This is a genomic window from Nonomuraea sp. NPDC003201 (genome assembly GCF_053590415.1).
In genome coordinates this window covers 1-15,203 of record NZ_JBSFTC010000272.1, presented here as the reverse complement: position 1 = coordinate 15,203, position 15,203 = coordinate 1, and the positions used below count along the sequence as shown (strand labels likewise).

At 69.2% G+C, this 15,203-nt stretch carries 15 protein-coding genes; 11 read left to right on the top strand and 4 right to left on the bottom strand.

All coding sequences use genetic code 11. The features are described from left to right. From ACWDX9_RS48830 to dop, 4 genes are all read left to right on the top strand, one after another. Nucleotides 1–1,530, top strand: a 1,530-nt coding sequence (locus ACWDX9_RS48830) for a Kae1-like domain-containing protein (protein WP_449967824.1), incomplete at its 5' end; no start/stop codon positions are given. 87 nt (nt 1,531–1,617) lie between these two features. Beyond that, the gene (locus ACWDX9_RS48825) at nt 1,618–2,793 is read left to right on the top strand and encodes a pyridoxal-phosphate dependent enzyme (protein ID WP_449967821.1); all 1,176 of its coding nucleotides are present in this window, start codon (nt 1,618–1,620) and stop codon (nt 2,791–2,793) included. 67 nt (nt 2,794–2,860) lie between these two features. Next, the gene (locus ACWDX9_RS48820) at nt 2,861–3,940 is read left to right on the top strand and encodes an acyltransferase family protein (protein ID WP_449967818.1); all 1,080 of its coding nucleotides are present in this window, start codon (nt 2,861–2,863) and stop codon (nt 3,938–3,940) included. 86 nt (nt 3,941–4,026) lie between these two features. Next, on the top strand, nt 4,027–5,541 hold the full coding sequence (dop, locus tag ACWDX9_RS48815; RefSeq protein WP_363969745.1) for a depupylase/deamidase Dop: 1,515 nt from the start codon (nt 4,027–4,029) through the stop codon (nt 5,539–5,541). A 38-nt stretch (nt 5,542–5,579) separates the two neighbouring features. On the opposite strand, the gene ACWDX9_RS48810 is transcribed toward dop, so the two are convergent. Next, the gene (locus tag ACWDX9_RS48810; RefSeq protein WP_449967816.1) at nt 5,580–5,984 is read right to left on the bottom strand and encodes a hypothetical protein; all 405 of its coding nucleotides are present in this window, start codon (nt 5,982–5,984) and stop codon (nt 5,580–5,582) included. 147 nt (nt 5,985–6,131) lie between these two features. Between ACWDX9_RS48810 and ACWDX9_RS48805 the strand changes: the two genes are divergently transcribed. Both ACWDX9_RS48805 and ACWDX9_RS48800 read left to right on the top strand, forming a co-directional pair. Further along, nucleotides 6,132–6,341, top strand: coding sequence for a ubiquitin-like protein Pup (locus ACWDX9_RS48805; protein WP_185076845.1), 210 nt, complete (start codon nt 6,132–6,134; stop codon nt 6,339–6,341). 186 nt (nt 6,342–6,527) lie between these two features. After that, nucleotides 6,528–7,373 (top strand): endonuclease VII domain-containing protein, encoded by an 846-nt coding sequence (locus tag ACWDX9_RS48800; protein WP_449967813.1) that lies wholly within the window; start codon nt 6,528–6,530, stop codon nt 7,371–7,373. Here the strand turns inward: ACWDX9_RS48800 and ACWDX9_RS48795 are convergent. From ACWDX9_RS48795 to ACWDX9_RS48785, 3 genes are all read right to left on the bottom strand, one after another. Next, the gene (locus ACWDX9_RS48795) at nt 7,346–8,407 is read right to left on the bottom strand and encodes a DNA polymerase IV (RefSeq protein WP_449967810.1); all 1,062 of its coding nucleotides are present in this window, start codon (nt 8,405–8,407) and stop codon (nt 7,346–7,348) included. The genes ACWDX9_RS48800 and ACWDX9_RS48795 overlap by 28 nt on opposite strands. Nucleotides 8,408–8,662: 255 nt before the next feature. Then, the gene (locus tag ACWDX9_RS48790; protein ID WP_449967806.1) at nt 8,663–8,935 is read right to left on the bottom strand and encodes a hypothetical protein; all 273 of its coding nucleotides are present in this window, start codon (nt 8,933–8,935) and stop codon (nt 8,663–8,665) included. Next, on the bottom strand, nt 8,932–9,648 hold the full coding sequence (locus tag ACWDX9_RS48785; RefSeq protein WP_449967803.1) for an ABC transporter substrate-binding protein: 717 nt from the start codon (nt 9,646–9,648) through the stop codon (nt 8,932–8,934). The genes ACWDX9_RS48790 and ACWDX9_RS48785 overlap by 4 nt, the downstream gene beginning before the upstream one ends. A 194-nt stretch (nt 9,649–9,842) precedes the next feature. Here ACWDX9_RS48785 and prcB point away from each other — a divergent pair, with 194 nt between their 5' ends. The 5 genes from prcB to ACWDX9_RS48760 all read left to right on the top strand — a co-directional run bounded on the left by prcB (nt 9,843) and on the right by ACWDX9_RS48760 (nt 15,117). Continuing rightward, nucleotides 9,843–10,691, top strand: a complete 849-nt coding sequence (gene prcB, locus ACWDX9_RS48780) for a proteasome subunit beta (protein WP_449967801.1) — start codon at nt 9,843–9,845, stop codon at nt 10,689–10,691. A 21-nt stretch (nt 10,692–10,712) separates the two neighbouring features. After that, nucleotides 10,713–11,507 carry a proteasome subunit alpha gene (gene prcA / locus ACWDX9_RS48775; RefSeq protein WP_350735404.1) on the top strand — a complete coding sequence of 265 codons (795 nt, stop codon included), beginning with the start codon at nt 10,713–10,715 and terminating at the stop codon, nt 11,505–11,507. A 546-nt stretch (nt 11,508–12,053) separates the two neighbouring features. After that, a complete protein-coding gene (locus ACWDX9_RS48770) occupies nt 12,054–12,590 on the top strand; it encodes a hypothetical protein (RefSeq protein ID WP_449967798.1) in 537 nt (178 codons plus the stop codon). Nucleotides 12,591–12,742: 152 nt separating this feature from the next. Continuing rightward, nucleotides 12,743–14,101 carry a Pup--protein ligase gene (gene pafA / locus ACWDX9_RS48765; RefSeq protein WP_185076838.1) on the top strand — a complete coding sequence of 453 codons (1,359 nt, stop codon included), beginning with the start codon at nt 12,743–12,745 and terminating at the stop codon, nt 14,099–14,101. A gap of 74 nt (nt 14,102–14,175) precedes the next feature. Continuing rightward, nucleotides 14,176–15,117: an FKBP-type peptidyl-prolyl cis-trans isomerase gene (locus ACWDX9_RS48760; RefSeq protein ID WP_449967795.1), complete on the top strand. Its 942-nt coding sequence runs from the start codon at nt 14,176–14,178 to the stop codon at nt 15,115–15,117. Nucleotides 15,118–15,203 lie beyond the last annotated feature (86 nt).

Below are 15,203 nucleotides of genomic sequence, written 5' to 3'. Positions count from 1 at the left end.
GCGGCGCTGCGCGGCCGCAAGCACCGGGAGGAGCAGCCGTTCGCCGTCATGACGGCCGACCTGGCGCAGGCGCGGCGGCTGTGCGAGATCGACGAGCACGCCGCCGAGCTGCTCACCGGCCGCGCCCGGCCCATCGTGCTGCTGCCCCGCCTGCCCGGCGCCCCCGTCGCCGCCTCCGTGGCGCCCGCCACCCGCAGCCTCGGCCTCATGCTGCCCTACACGGCCCTGCACCACCTCCTGCTCGCCGAGCTCGCCGAACCCATGGTCCTCACCGGCGGCAACGTCTCCGGCGAGCCCATCGCCTACGAGGACGACGACGCGCTGACCCGCCTGAGCGGCATCGCCGACGCCTTCCTCATCCACGACCGCCCCATCCACGTACGCGCCGACGACTCGGTCGTGCGGCCCATGGCGGGCGAGGTGACCGTGCTGCGCCGCGCGCGCGGGTACGCGCCCGAACCGCTCGCGATGCGCTGGCCCGCGCCCCGGCCCGTGCTCGCCTGCGGCGCCGAGCTGAAGAGCACCTTCTGCCTGGCCGAAGGACGGCGCGCGTTCGTCTCCCAGCACATTGGCACCCTGGAGAACCACGAGACGCTCCGGTCGTTCGTCGAGAGCATCGACCACTTCTGCGGCCTGTTCGGCATCCGGCCCGAGGTCGTGGCGCACGACCTGCACCCCGGCTACCTGTCCACCCGGCACGCCATGGAGATCCGCGGCGTCGAACTCCTCGGCGTCCAGCACCACCACGCCCACATCGCCTCCTGCCTGGCCGACAACGGCGACCCCGGGCCCGTGCTCGGCGTGGCCCTCGACGGGCTCGGCCACGGCCCCGACGGCACCCTGTGGGGCGGCGAGTTCCTGCGCGCCGACCTCACCTCCTTCGAACGCCTCGGCCACCTCGCCCAGGTCCCCATGCCGGGCGGGAGCGCCGCCGTCCGGCAGCCCTGGCGCATGACCGCCGCCTACCTCGGCGACGACCACCCCGGCCTCGACGTGGCCCGCCGCAACCCCTGGGCCGACGCCCTCCGGCTCGCCCCCGGCTCCCCGCTGACCTCCAGCGCGGCCCGCCTCTTCGACGCCGTCGCGGCGCTGCTCGGCGTCCGCGACAAGATCACGTACGCGGGGCAGGCCGTCGTCGAGCTCGAACAGCACGCCGACCCGGCCGAGCGCGGCACGTACGAGGCCGGGATCACCCACGGCGACCTGCTCGTCGTCGAGGGCGCCGACCTCGTCCGGGCCGCCGCCGCGGATCTGACGGCAGGAGCCTGCACCCGCGCGATCGCCGGACGCTTCCACAACGGCCTCGCCGACGCCGTCACCCGCGCCTGCGACACCCTCCGCCACGCCACCGGGCTGACCACGGTGGCGCTGTCGGGCGGGATGTTCCAGAACGCGCTGCTGCTGGAGGCCACCGTGGCCCGGCTGCGCGCGGCCGGGTTCCGGGTGCTCAAGCACGTGCGCGTGCCGCCCGGCGACGGCGGCGTCAGCCTCGGCCAGGCCGCCGTCGCCGCCGCCCGCGACCGCGCCTGACCACCCGTCGCTGTGCTTCCATCGGGCTCTCCCCGCGGCGGAGTGGCGGGCCGGGGGAGAGCGGCCGGCCGCCCTAGCATGGCGATCATGGAGTACCTCAACCCCGCCCGCGCCCCGTACACCGCGCACGACCGCGCGCTCATCGGGACCGAGCACGCCCGCCAGGCCCGCGCCCACTTCGCCCGGCACCCCTCCTACCGGCCCACGCCGGTCCGCACCATCCCGGACCTGGCCGGAACCGAAGCCGTCCACGTCAAGGACGAGAGCGGGCGCATGGGGCTGGGCAGCTTCAAGGCGCTCGGGGGCGCGTACGCCGTCCACCTGCTCGCCGAGCACGAGGGCGGCGGCACGCCGTTCGTGTGCGCCAGCGCGGGCAACCACGGCATCTCCGTCGCCTCCGGCGCCGCCGAGGTCGGCGTGGACTGCGTCGTGTACCTCAGCGAAGGCGTCCCCGAGGCGTTCGCGCAGCGGCTGCGCGGACTCGGCGCCGAGGTGCGGCGCAGCGGCGAGGACTACGAGGCCAGCATGGCCGCCGCGATCCAGGCCGCCGAACGGAACGGCTGGCGGCTCGTCGCCGACAGCTCCTGGAACGGCTACACCGGCATCCCGCTCGACGTCATGCGCGGCTACACCGTCTTGTTCGACGAACTCGCCGACCCGGGCGCCCTGCCCGCCGTCCCCGCGCAGACCGCGCGCACCGGCGGCCCCGCCGCGCCCCCAGGAGCGCGCGCCGGCCTCGAGGCGTACTCGGGCAGGCTCAACGGCTCCTCGGCCCTGACCGGCGGCCACAGCACGCCCCACGGGGCCGCGGGCGCGCCCACCCACGTGTTCCTCCAGGCGGGCGTCGGCGGACTCGCCGCCGCCGGCTCCGCGTACGTGCGCGACCGCTGGGGCGAGCAGCCCAAGATCGTCGTGGTCGAGCCGGAAGGCGCGCCCTGCCTGCTCGAAAGCGCCCGGGCCGGCGAGCCCGTACGCGTCCAGGGCGGCCGCACCATCCTCGGCCGCCTCGACTGCCCGGAACCCTCCGTCATCGCCTACCAGCTCCTCCACCACCTCGCCGACCTCTACATGACGATCACCGACGACCAGGCGGCCGACGCCGCCCGCCTCCTGGCCGGCCACGGCGTCCACCTGTCCGAGTGCGGCGCAGCCGGAGCCGCCGGCCTGCTCGCCCTCACGCCCGCGGCCCGCGACGCGCTCGGGCTCGACGACGCCTCCCGCCCGCTGGTGGTGGGAACGGAGGGCCCCGTGGAACCAAAGTGATCCAGGTGACGTCAAAAAGGGCGTGCACGCACCTAACCGGCCCAAGCATGCTCGGGGGGACGGCCGGTTGGCCGAGCTCGACCTCCTGCGCTTCATCGCCGCCCTGGCCGTCGTCGCCTTCCACTACCTGGTGGCGTACGCGTCCGTCTGGGGGGCCAGGCCCGCCGCGCTGTTCCCGCCGCTGGCGCCCTTCGCGGGGTTAGGCATCCTCGGTGTCGAGCTGTTCTTCATCATCAGCGGGTTCGTCATCCTCATGACCGTGTGGGGGCGCGGCCTCGGCGGGTTCGCTCAGTCCAGGTTCGTCCGCCTCTATCCCGCGTACTGGCTCAGCCTCGGCGCCACCGCGGCGCTCTACGGGCTCACCGGCGCCAAGGCGCTGGACCCAAAACTTTCACCAGGCGACTACCTGGTGAACGCCACCATGTTCCAGCGGTTGTTCAAGGTCACCGACGCCAGCCAGGTCTACTGGTCGCTCTGGGCGGAGCTCCGCTTCTACCTGCTGATGGTCATCCTCGTGATCATCGGGGTCACGTACGGGCGCGTCCTGATCTTCTCCGGCGTCTGGCTGGTGGCCGCCTTCGGCGCCGACCTGCTCGGCAACGAGATCGTCAACGAGATCGTCATGCCCGACTACGCGCCCTACTTCATCGCCGGCATGTCCCTCTACCTCATCCACAAACACGGCAGCGCCTGGCTCCCGTGGCTCTACGTGGCCGGCGCGTACGCCCTGTCGATCGGCTCCGCGCTCGACCGGGTCCACCGGCGCGTCGACAACGTCGGGTTCAAGAACATGCCCGTCACCGACGTCAGCGTGATCATCACCATCACGCTGATCTTCGCCGTGATGGCCGTCGCCGCCCTCGGGCTGATCCGCCTCAAACCGTCCAGGACGCTCACCGCGCTCGGCGGCATCACATACCCGCTTTACCTGTTCCATGGCGTCGTCGCGGTGGCCCTCATCCCAGCGCTCACCGGCCACATGCCCCCCTGGGCCATCGCCACCACGACCGTCCTGACGGCCGTGGTGCTGTCGTATCTCGTGTACTCCTTTGCCGAACGGCCCATCCAGCGGCTACTCAAGCCCCGCAGACCCACGCAAACCCCATCAGCTCCGGTCGTACAGGTTGAAAAGGCGTCGGTGCCATAACTCTGTGACCCTGGGGCACTGTGAAGGGCATAGGCTCGGGCATATAAACGGCGGATAGGCAGATCCGGACGAACAGAGGGTGTTGCATGACGGTGCGTCGGGTGATGGGCATCGAGACCGAGTACGGCATCTCCGTACCCGGCCAGCCAGGCGCCAACGCGATGGTGACCTCCTCACAGGTCGTGAACGCCTACCTGGCCGCCTCGGCGGCCCGGGCGCGCAGGGCCCGATGGGACTTCGAGGAGGAGAACCCACTCCGCGACGCGCGCGGCTTCGACCTGGCCAGAGAGGTCGCCGACCCCAGCCAGCTCACCGACGAGGACCTCGGCCTCGCCAACGTCATCCTCACCAACGGCGCCCGGCTCTACGTCGACCACGCCCACCCCGAATACAGCTCGCCCGAGTGCACCAACCCCCGGGCCGCCGTCATCTGGGACAAGGCCGGCGAACGCGTCATGTACGACGCCGCCACCCGGGCCTCCGCCATCCCCTCCAACGCGCCCATCCAGCTCTACAAGAACAACACCGACGCCAAGGGCGCCTCCTACGGCTGCCACGAGAACTACCTCATGCGGCGCGCCACCCCCTTCGCCGACATCGTCCGGCACCTCACCCCCTTCTTCGTCTCCCGCCAGGTCGTCGTCGGCGCCGGCAAGGTCGGCATCGGCCAGGACTCCCGCGGCGAAGGCTTCCAGATCAGCCAGCGCGCCGACTTCTTCGAGGTCGAGGTCGGCCTCGAGACCACGCTCAAGCGGCCCATCATCAACACCCGCGACGAGCCGCACGCCGACCCCGAGAAGTACCGCCGGCTGCACGTGATCATCGGCGACGCCAACATGTCGGAAATTTCGACATATCTGAAGCTGGGCACCACCGCCCTCGTCCTCGCCATGATCGAAGAAGGCTTCCTCACCCGCGACCTCGCCGTCGAAAACCCCGTACAAGCCCTCCGGGCCGTCTCCCACGACCCCACCTGCCGCTACGAGATCGCCATGCGCGACGGCCGCAAGCTCACCGCCATCCAGCTCCAGATGGAATACCTCGAACAAGCGCGCAAATACGTCGAAGAGCGAGGCACCGCCCAAGAGGAGATGAACAAGGACATCCTCGACCGCTGGGAGTCCGTCCTCACCCGGCTCGCCGAAGACCCCATGCAGCTCTCCCGCGAACTCGACTGGGTCGCCAAACTCGAACTCCTCGAGGGCTACCGCACCCGCGACGGCCTGCCCTGGTCCCACCCCAGACTCCAGCTCGTCGACCTGCAATACTCCGACATCCGCCCCGACCGCGGCCTCTACAACCGCCTCGTCGCCCGCGGACGCATGCAACGCCTCGTCACCGAAGACGAAGTCCAGCGCGCCGTCGAACACCCGCCCAACGACACCCGCGCCTACTTCCGCGGCCGCTGCCTGCGCCAATACAGCGAATCCGTCGCCGCCGCCTCCTGGGACTCCGTCATCTTCGACATCCCCGGCCGCGAATCACTCCAGCGCGTACCCACCCTCGAACCGCTGCGCGGCACCAAAGCCCACGTCGGCGAACTCTTCGACCGCTGCCGCACCGCCGCCGACCTCGTCGCCGCCCTCACCGGCGGCGACTGAGCCCTTCTGAACGAGACCGGCCCGCATGGGCCGGTCTCCTACAGCAGCCCCACACCCAGCGTCAGCGTGCCCAGCGCCAAGCACGCCCCGCCCGCCACCGTCAGCCAGATCAACCTGCTCGGCTTCGTGTCACCCGGACGCACCACCGACAGGAAGAAACCCAGCGGCATCAGGATCGGCGCGGCCACGATCAGCACCCGCGTCAGGGCCTTCACGCCCTCCGGCAGACTCGCCTGGTCCACATAGAGCATCGCCACCAGCGAGAACAGCACCAGCACGCCCGCATGCGCGTGCCCGGCCCGCCACAGACCACGCCGGACCGGGTTGTCCAGATAGCCGGGGACGTTACGCATCAGGAACTTCAACAGGGTGACGCCGCCGAAGGCCACCCCGGGGACTGTGATGAGGAGCACACCGGCCGTGCTCAGGGATGCGGGGGACATCGGAACCTCCTCGTGTGTAGGTGGATCCATTGTTGGATAGTTTGGCTATCTAGTCAAGCCGGCAAGATCGCTGGGCGATCGGCGCGAAATGTCGCTCGGTTCGGGGAAGATATGCCTTAGAGGCAGTCCCCCAACCGGAGGTAGGACATGGCAACCAAGGACACCGGAGGCCAGAAGCAGGCCGGTCGGCGCGAGAGCGAAGTCGAGGAGACCGAGGCCTCGGCGACGCCCGACGTTCAGGAGCGCCAGGAGAAGCTCACGGACGATGTCGACGCAATTCTGGACGAAATCGACGAAGTTCTCGAAGAGAACGCAGAGGAATTCGTGCGCTCCTATGTACAAAAGGGCGGAGAGTAGGGCAAAACGGACAATCAAAAGCGGTAAATCGGGTGGAAACGCACGGACGAGGTTAAGCGATGCCCGGACTGCGGTGAGAGCAAGGCGGTTTCCGAGTTCGGGCTCAATAAGCGCTTGGCCGATGGTCGTGCGCGGTATTGCAAGGCCTGCTTTCGGCGGCGTTCCACTCAGAGTTATCGCAAACGCATGGCTGAGCAAGGCAAAACGGTGCGAGAGGTTCGGGAAGTCCCCGAGGGGCACAAATACTGCCCGCGTTGCGAGAAAGTGAAGCCGGTTACGGAGTTCGGGCGCAACCGGGCGGTGAAGTCGGGCCTCACCAATTACTGCAAGCCGTGTCACAACAGCGTGATGCGGGAGGAGCGGATCAAGAATCACGGCAGCACTCGCAACTACCACCTGAAGCGCCGCTACGGCATCACCGAGGACGACTTCGAGCGCATGCTCGCCCGTCAGGGCGGGCTCTGCGCCGTCTGCCGGGCCGTCCCCGGCACGTTCGTCGACCACAGTCACGCGACCGGCCAGGTCCGGGGCATTCTCTGTTTCAACTGCAACAACGGGCTCGGCCACTTCGGCGACAATCTGGTGTTGCTGGAGTTGGCGGCCCTTTATCTGGACGGGGAGATTCTCTGGCCCGAGTTCGTGGTCCTCCCGCGGCAGCGTGCCTCGGATGAGGTGGCGCGGACGCGGAGTTATCACCTGACGCGGCGTTATCAGGTTCGGCATGAGGATGTCGAGCGGATGATCTCGGCTCAGCATGGTTTGTGCGTGGTGTGCTGGGATCGGCCGCCCGAGCATGTGGACCATTGTCATCGCACCGGCGATGTGCGGTTTGCGTTGTGTCTGCCGTGCAATACGGGGATCGGGCAGTTCAGGGATGATCCCGGTGTGGTGTGGCGGGCGCTTTCTTATGTCGAGGCGACCGTTGCGGAGTTCGACGAGGTCGAGGTTCCGGAGGAGGAGTTCCGGGAGTTGGTCGAGGCCGAGGAGCGGCTTCGGGGCGAGTTCTATTCGACGGTGTCGAGGGTGGGCTGATCGGCTTTGGGGAGGGTGTAGTCGACGGCGACGCCCAGGAGGCGGACCGGGCGGGTGAGGTCGAAGCGGGTGAGGATGGTGAGGGCCGCCTGCTGGATGGTGGCCGGGTCCGTGGTGGGGGCGGGGAGTTTTGACTGGCGGGTTCGGGTGAGGAACGGGGTGAAGCGGACCTTGACCGATACCCGGGTGATGTCGCGGCCGGCTTCGCGGGCGTCGTGGGCGACCTGGGTGGCGAGGGCGGCGACGTGGTGGGTGATGTCGGCTTCGTCGGTGAGGTCGTGCTGGAAGGTGGTTTCGCGGCTGTGGCCGCGGGCGATCCAGGGTGTGGTGACGATTTCGGCTTCGCCTTTGCCGAGGGCGAGGTAGCGGTACCAGGGGCCGTTGGTGGGGCCGAAGTGGCGGGCGAGGTGGGCGGGGTCGGCGGCGGCGAGTTGGGCGACGGTGTGGAGGCCTAGGGCGGCGAGTTTTTTGGAGATCTTGGCGCCGATGCCCCAGAGTGCGTCGGTGGGGCGGTTGTTCATGATCTCGGCCCAGTTGTCGCTGGTGAGGCGGTAGATTCCGGCGGGTTTGGCGAGGCCGGAGGCGAGTTTGGCCTGGTGTTTGTTGTCGCCGATGCCGATGGAGCAGGACAGCTGGGTGCGTTCGCGTACGGTCTGGCGGATGGTGGCGGCGAGGGTTTCGGGGTCGTCGGTGGTGGCGCCGAGGAAGGCTTCGTCCCAGCCCCAGATTTCGACGCGTACGGGGAATTCGCGGAGTACGGCCATGACGTGGGAGGAGGCGGCTTCGTAGGCGGGTGGGTCGCTGGGCAGGAAGATCGCTTCGGGGCAGCGTTTGAGTGCGGTGCGCAGTGGCATGCCGGAGTGGATGCCGTGTTCGCGGGCTTCGTAGGTGGCGGTGGCGGCCACGGTGCGGGGTTGGGTGGGGTCTCCTGAGCCGCCGACGACGACGGGTTTGCCGCGGAGTTCGGGGTGGCGGAGGATCTCGACGGCGGCGATGAACTGGTCGAGGTCGACGTGGAGGATCCAGTCCCTCATGGTTCTCAGTATGTCGTGAGGCGCCGTGGAGGCGCCGTGGAGGCGCCGTGGAGACGCCGTGGAGACGCCGTGGAGACGCCGTGGAGACGGTGGCGAGGCGCCGTGGAGGCGGTCGTCGCGGTAGGTGAGGGCGTGGCGGGGCGGAGAAGTCGCCGTCCTCGACGGTCGGGTCGATGCCGTCCAGGGCGCGTACCGGCCGGGGAAGACCCTGGTCAGCCCTGAGGGCGGGTCGCCGGGCGTCCCGCACGGCCTCGGTCAGGCCTTGATTCCTCCGTGGAAGCGGAAGCCGTACCGCTGGGAGACGAACAGGTACATCGCCACCACCGGCAGCGAGTACAGCAGCGAGAAGGTGGAGATCAGGTCGAGCTTGGGCGCGCCGCCCTCGGTGTAGAGGGTGTAGAGGATGACCGAGCCGGGCGCCTTCTCGGGGTCGCGCAGCAGGATGAACTGGAACAGGAAGCCGCCCCAGACGCCGGCCAGCGCCCACACGGCGATGGTGGCCAGGCCGGGGCGGACGAGCGGGATCACGATGTGGCGCCGGCGAGCAGGGGGAGCACGCCCTGCATGGTCGTGGCCTCGCCCATGGCGGTGCCGGCGTCGATCTGGATCGGGACGGGCACGCCCGCGGCCTTGAGCCTGGTGCCGGCGTCGATGATGTCCTGCCAGCTCTTGGGCTGCCACGGGGCGGGCAGGCCGGCCTTGGCGAACAGGGCCTTGTTGTAGAACAGGACGCGGCCGTCGGTGCCCTGCGGCAGGCCGTACTTCTTGCCGTCGAAGATGCCCAGGCTCTGCACGGCCTGCGGGATCTGCGACCAGCCCTCCCATTGTTCGAGGGTGGCGCCGCCGACCTCCGGCAGCGGCTTGATGTAGCCGGCCTGGGCGAACTCGCCGACCCAGATGCCGTCGATGTCGATCACGTCGGCGGTCCTGGACTTGAGGTCGAGCGCGATCTTCGTCTTGTACTGCTCGTCGTCGACGCCGCTGGGCTGGAAGAGCACCTTGACGTCGCGGTGCGTCCTCTCGAACTCGGGGATCACCCACCGCTTGATCCAGTCGGCGGACTCGGAGTTCTTGCCGCCGGAGATGGAGTTGGCGGCGATGGTCAGGGAGACGCTGCCTGCGCCGGAGTCCGCGCCGGAGTCCGCGCCGGAGTCCGCGCCGGAGTCCGCGCCGGTGCCGCAGGACGTGAGGGCGAGGGCGGCCAGGGTGGCGATCACCGCAGGTCGGCTGGGGAATCGCATGTCGGCCTCCTGTTCAGGACGTGCAGACATACCGACAGTCGCAGGGCGCAGGGAGCCGTAAAGAAACGATCTGAACACGGAACGGGGCGGCGTGTGATCACGCGGGTTCGCCGTGAGCTGATCGTGGGAAGTGCAGACAACAACGCAACATGAGTAGGGTCGCCCTAGGAACACTGACGTTTGGAGGGAGTCGCGTGGCATCGCACAGGGATCTGCCCGCCGGCTTGGTCAACCAGTTTTTCCGCAACACCGGAAGTTCCTCGTTCACGGAGTTTGTCAGCTCGTATGCGCCTGATTTGCTGCCGCAGCGGAATGAGGTGCTGGCCACCCCGATCGGCGACCAGGTCCCGCACGCGACGACGATCGTGGCCGCCACCTTCGCCGGTGGCGTGATCATGGCGGGCGACCGGCGGGCGACGTCGGGCAACATCATCTCGCAGCGCGATGTGGAGAAGGTCTTCCGCGCCGACGACTACTCGTGCATGGGCATCGCGGGCACGGCCAGCACCGGCATCGAGTTCGCCCGGCTGTTCCGGGTGGAGCTGGAGCACTACGAGAAGCTCGAGGGCCGCACGATGTCGGTGGCGGGCAAGGCCAACCGGCTGGCGACCATGATCAGGGGCAACCTTCCGATGGCGATGCAGGGGCTGGTGGTGGTGCCGCTGTTCGCCGCGTACGACCCCGACAAGGACGAGGGGCGGATCTTCAGCTACGACGTCGCGGGCGGGCCGTACGAGCGGGAGAGGTTCGACGCGATCGGCTCCGGCTCGATCTTCGCGCGCGGGTCGCTGAAGAAGCTCTATCGCGACGGCTCGTCGGCCGACGACATGGTGATGACGCTCATCCAGGCCCTCTACGACGCCGCCGACGACGACTCGGCGACCGGTGGGCCCGACGTCACCAGGAAGATCTGGCCGATCGTGTCGGTGATCGACGGCGACGGCTTCCGCAGGTTGAGCGAGGAGCAGGTCTCCGGCTACGTGGAGCAGATGCTCGAAGCCCGCCTGATCTCGCCTGACGGCCCCATCGCCCCGCTGCGCTAGAAAGGACCACCGCACGTGTCCATGCCTTTTGGATATGCGTCCCCTGAGCAGATCATGCGGGACAAGGCCGACTACGCGCGCAAGGGCATCGCGCGGGGCCGCTCCGTCGTCGTGCTGCAGTATGTCGACGGCATCCTGTTCGTCGCGCCCAACCCGTCGCGGGCACTGCACAAGATCAGCGAGATCTACGACCGCATCGGGTTCGCGGCCGTGGGCCGGTACAACGAGTTCGAGGAGCTGCGGCTCGGCGGCATCCGCTACGCCGACATCAACGGCTACACCTACGACCGCTCCGACGTGACCGGGCGCGGCCTGGCCAACCTGTACGCCTCCAACCTGGGCCGCATCTTCACCGAGTCGATCAAGTCGCTGGAGGTGGAGGTCGTGGTCGCCGAGGTCGGCGAGACCAAGGACGGCGACGCGATCTACCGGCTCACCTTCGACGGGTCGGTCTTCGACGAGCACGGCTTCGCGGCCATGGGCGGTCAGGCGGATGCGGTGTCCACCCGGCTCAAGGAGCGTTACCGCGAGTCGATGTCGCTGGCCGACGCGCTGGAGGTGGCGCTGACGGCGCTCACCGAGCCGGGCGGCGAGCGGCCGCCGGTGGCGCAGCTCGAGGTGGCGGTCCTCGACCGCAACCGGGAGCACCGCAAGTTCCTGCGGCTCACGGGCGCCCGCCTGGAGCGCCTCCTGGCCCAGACCACCACCCCGCCCCCGGCCGCCACTCCGCCGCCCGCCGCCAAGCCCTCGTCCGAGGACACCCCGCCTCCCACGGGGCCTGAGGGCGACGTGGACGACGGCTCGTCGCCGCTGTAGCCGTCCAACTCTTCCCACACCCGCCAGGGGCCGCTACGGCTGCCCCTGGCGGGTTTTTCGTTGGCCCGGTACGGGGGTTGAAGTTTGCGGGCTTGGTACGGGCGGCGGCGGTGGACGGGCGACGGGTCCGGCGAGGCGCGCACGGTGGCGGGGTGTGCGGAGGTAGTCCAGGGGGCGGCGCGGTGGCGATGGCGTGCCCCGCGGGGCAGCGGGGCGCGGGATGGTGAGGGCGTGTGGTCGCTGGGCGCCGGTGAGTGCGAGGGCGCGTTGAGGTGGATGGCGGGGTGGGCGGGCGGCGTGGTGGGGGCAGAGGTCGGTTGGGTGGGTGAGCTGCGAGTGGTGAGGGGGTGGGCAGCGGTCCGTTGGGTGCTGTGTGCGGGGGAGCTGTGAGTGGTGAGGGTGGCTGAGGGGACTGAGGGGTCGGTGAGGTGCGGTGGTAGGGAAGGCGGTGTGGGTGGTGAAGGTGTGGGGAGTGTGACTTGTATCACTGGGGTTGAGGTGAACTTCGGGGGGTGATATCGGGTCTCAAAATCCGTGAACACTCCCATGCGTGGCCTCCTGGCGGCCGGTGCCGTTGTGGTCGTGGCGCTGAGCTCCGGCGTGGCCGCCAACGCCGCCTCCGCGGCGGTCGGCGCGTCCTCCGGGTACGCCGCCGCGTTCCCCAACTTCAAGGCGCCCAAGCCTTTCGGCACGACCCTCCAGTCCGACCCGAAGCACGACTTCACCAAGGGCATCCACTCCCGTCACGACGGCATCCTGCGCGGCCGGATCACCCTGATCCGCGGTGACGTGGCCGAGTACCAGCCGATCAAGTGGAAGAAGGGCACCGAGACCGAGGGTTACTTCGTGGGCCCGCCCGAGGGCGACGTCATGGCGTACGCCTCACCCGTCGCCAAGGACGTGGTCTATCTGTCGGCGTTCGGCTGCGGGAAGTCGGAGGGCGGCATGACGATCAACCGGGACACCGGGCTGGGCGACAAGCGTTGCTCCAGGTCGGTGCTGATGAAGCGGGAGGGGAAACCCGCTCTCATCACCGTCTACAAGGGGAAGATCGTCCAGGTTCAGGAGATCTGGACACCCTGACACGAGGGCCCTGGAAACGCGAGAAAAGGGACCCGCGCCCCGTGGGGGCGGGCGCGGGACTAAGGGGATAAAAGAGAGGTCACAGAGGGCCGGGTGGGAAAACACCTGGAAGATCTCTCCCGCTCGCGGATCCAGGGGCATAGTGTGAGGTGATGGATCGTCGCATCTTCGGGCTGGAGAACGAGTACGGTGTGACCTGCACGTTCAGGGGACAGCGCAGGCTGTCGCCCGACGAGGTCGCGCGCTACTTGTTCCGGCGGGTCGTGTCCTGGGGCCGATCGAGCAACGTCTTCCTCCGCAACGGCGCGCGTCTCTACCTCGACGTGGGCAGCCATCCTGAATACGCAACACCCGAGTGTGACAACGTCATCGAGCTCGTCACGCACGACAAGGCGGGTGAGCGCATCCTCGAGGGCCTGCTGGTCGACGCCGAGAAACGGCTTCGCGAAGAGGGCATCGCGGGTGACATCTATCTGTTCAAGAACAACACGGACTCGGCCGGCAACTCCTACGGCTGCCACGAGAACTACCTGGTCGGCAGGCACGGGGAGTTCGGGCGGCTGGCGGACGTGCTGATCCCGTTCCTGGTGACGCGGCAGATCATCTGCGGGGCCGGCAAGGTCCTGCAGACGCCGCGCGGCGCCGTCTATTGCGTCTCGCAGCGGGCCGAGCACATCTGGGAGGGCGTCTCCAGCGCCACGACCCGGTCCCGGCCCATCATCAACACCCGGGACGAGCCGCACGCCGACGCCGAGCGGTTCCGCCGCCTGCACGTCATCGTCGGCGACTCCAACATGAGCGAGACCACGATGCTGCTCAAGGTCGGCGCCACCGACCTGGTGCTGCGCATGATCGAGTCGGGCACGGTGATGCGGGACCTGTCGCTGGAGAACCCGATCAGGGCCATCCGCGAGGTCTCCCACGACATGACCGGCCGCCGCAGGGTGCGCCTGGCCAACGGCCGGGAGGCCTCCAGCCTGGAGATCCAGCAGGAATACCTGTCCAAGGCGAAGGACTTCGTCGACCGCCGCGGCGGCGACGCCATCGCCCACCGGGTGCTGGAGCTGTGGGAGCGCACGCTGAACGCGGTCGACACCGGCAACCTGGACCTGGTCTCCCGGGAGATCGACTGGGTGACGAAATACCAGCTCATCGAGCGTTACCGGAAGAAGTACGACCTGCCGCTGTCCTCGCCCAGAGTGGCCCAGCTCGACCTGGCCTACCACGACGTGCACCGCAAGCGCGGCCTGTTCTACCTGCTGCAGAAGCGCGGCTCGGTGGAGCGGGTGGCGTCCGACCTGAAGATCTTCGAGGCCAAGTCGGTGCCGCCGCAGACGACCAGGGCGCGGCTGCGCGGCGAGTTCATCCGCAAGGCGCAGGAGAAGCGGCGCGACTTCACCGTCGACTGGGTGCATCTCAAGCTCAACGACCAGGCGCAGCGCACGGTGCTGTGCAAGGACCCGTTCCGGAGCGTGGACGAGAGGGTGGACAAGCTCATAGCCGGGATGTAGCGCGTGGTTTACCTCGGGCCTACCAGGATGTCGGGTAGGGTGACGCGAATCTGCCGTCTTCCCGAGGGAAACCCATGCGCCGCGCTATGGCCGTACTGGCCGCCGTGCCACTGATCCTGTTCGCCGCCGCCTGCGGATCCGACGACGGTGCGAGCACCGGCGCCACCGCCACCGGCGCTGGCGCCGGGTCGGGGGTCAAGGTCACCGGTGACGTGGGCGGCAAGCCCACGGTGACCTTCCCCGCCGGCACGCCCGCCAGCAAGTCGTCGTACGAGGTGATCCAGCCGGGCACCGGCGACGGGATCAAGGCCGGCGACCGCGTGATCGTCAACCTGACCGTCTACAACTGGGACGGCAAGGGCAACGCGGTCCAGGGCTCCTCCTACGACACCAAGAAGCCCGAGACGATCGCGGTCGACCAGCAGATCCCGCAGGTGCTGCAGGAGGGCTTCACCAAGGTCAAGCACGGCGGGCGGCTGCTGGCGGTGCTCGCCAACGACAGCATGGCCCAGCAGCAGGCCACGCAGCCGGCCGAGCCGACCAAGGTGTTCGTGTTCGACATCGTCGGCACCCAGCCGCCGCCGCTGAAGGCCGCCACCGGCAAGGAGACCGGCGAGAGCCTCAAGGGCGTCAAGGTCGTCAGCCCGGGCGGCGACAAGCCGCCGACGCTGACCACGAAGACCGACGAGAAGCCGTCGGACAAGCTCGTCGTCAAGACGCTCATCGAGGGCACCGGGCCGAAGGTGGAGGCGAGCCAGACGCTCACCGTCCACTACACGGGCAAGCTGTGGGGCAGCGACAAGCAGTTCGACTCCAGCTGGGAGCGGGGCCAGCCGGCCGAGTTCCCGCTGTCGGGGGTCATCAAGGGCTGGCAGCAGGGCCTGGCCGGGGTGCCGGTCGGCAGCCGGGTCGTGATGAGCATCCCGCCGGACCTCGGCTACGGCGACCAGGCGCAGCAGGGCATCCCCGCCAAGAGCACCCTCGTGTTCGTGGTGGACATCCTCGGCGCCTCCTGAGCCGACCCCCCGTCCGGCCCGCGGGCGGGGCCGCCGGGGCCGGCGCAGGGGCCGCCGGGGGGGCGGCGGTGGGCGGCGGGGGTGGG

Coding starts and splice junctions, on each gene's coding strand:
- ACWDX9_RS48805 (WP_185076845.1), top strand. CDS start 6,132: ATGGCAACCAAGGACACCGGAGGCCAGAAGCAGGCCGGTCGGCGCGAG.
- ACWDX9_RS48800 (WP_449967813.1), top strand. CDS start 6,528: ATGGCTGAGCAAGGCAAAACGGTGCGAGAGGTTCGGGAAGTCCCCGAG.
- pafA (WP_185076838.1), top strand. CDS start 12,743: ATGGATCGTCGCATCTTCGGGCTGGAGAACGAGTACGGTGTGACCTGC.
- prcA (WP_350735404.1), top strand. CDS start 10,713: ATGCCTTTTGGATATGCGTCCCCTGAGCAGATCATGCGGGACAAGGCC.
- ACWDX9_RS48825 (WP_449967821.1), top strand. CDS start 1,618: ATGGAGTACCTCAACCCCGCCCGCGCCCCGTACACCGCGCACGACCGC.
- ACWDX9_RS48785 (WP_449967803.1), bottom strand. CDS start 9,648: ATGCGATTCCCCAGCCGACCTGCGGTGATCGCCACCCTGGCCGCCCTC.
- dop (WP_363969745.1), top strand. CDS start 4,027: ATGACGGTGCGTCGGGTGATGGGCATCGAGACCGAGTACGGCATCTCC.
- ACWDX9_RS48770 (WP_449967798.1), top strand. CDS start 12,054: ATGCGTGGCCTCCTGGCGGCCGGTGCCGTTGTGGTCGTGGCGCTGAGC.
- ACWDX9_RS48810 (WP_449967816.1), bottom strand. CDS start 5,984: ATGTCCCCCGCATCCCTGAGCACGGCCGGTGTGCTCCTCATCACAGTC.
- ACWDX9_RS48760 (WP_449967795.1), top strand. CDS start 14,176: ATGCGCCGCGCTATGGCCGTACTGGCCGCCGTGCCACTGATCCTGTTC.
- ACWDX9_RS48795 (WP_449967810.1), bottom strand. CDS start 8,407: ATGAGGGACTGGATCCTCCACGTCGACCTCGACCAGTTCATCGCCGCC.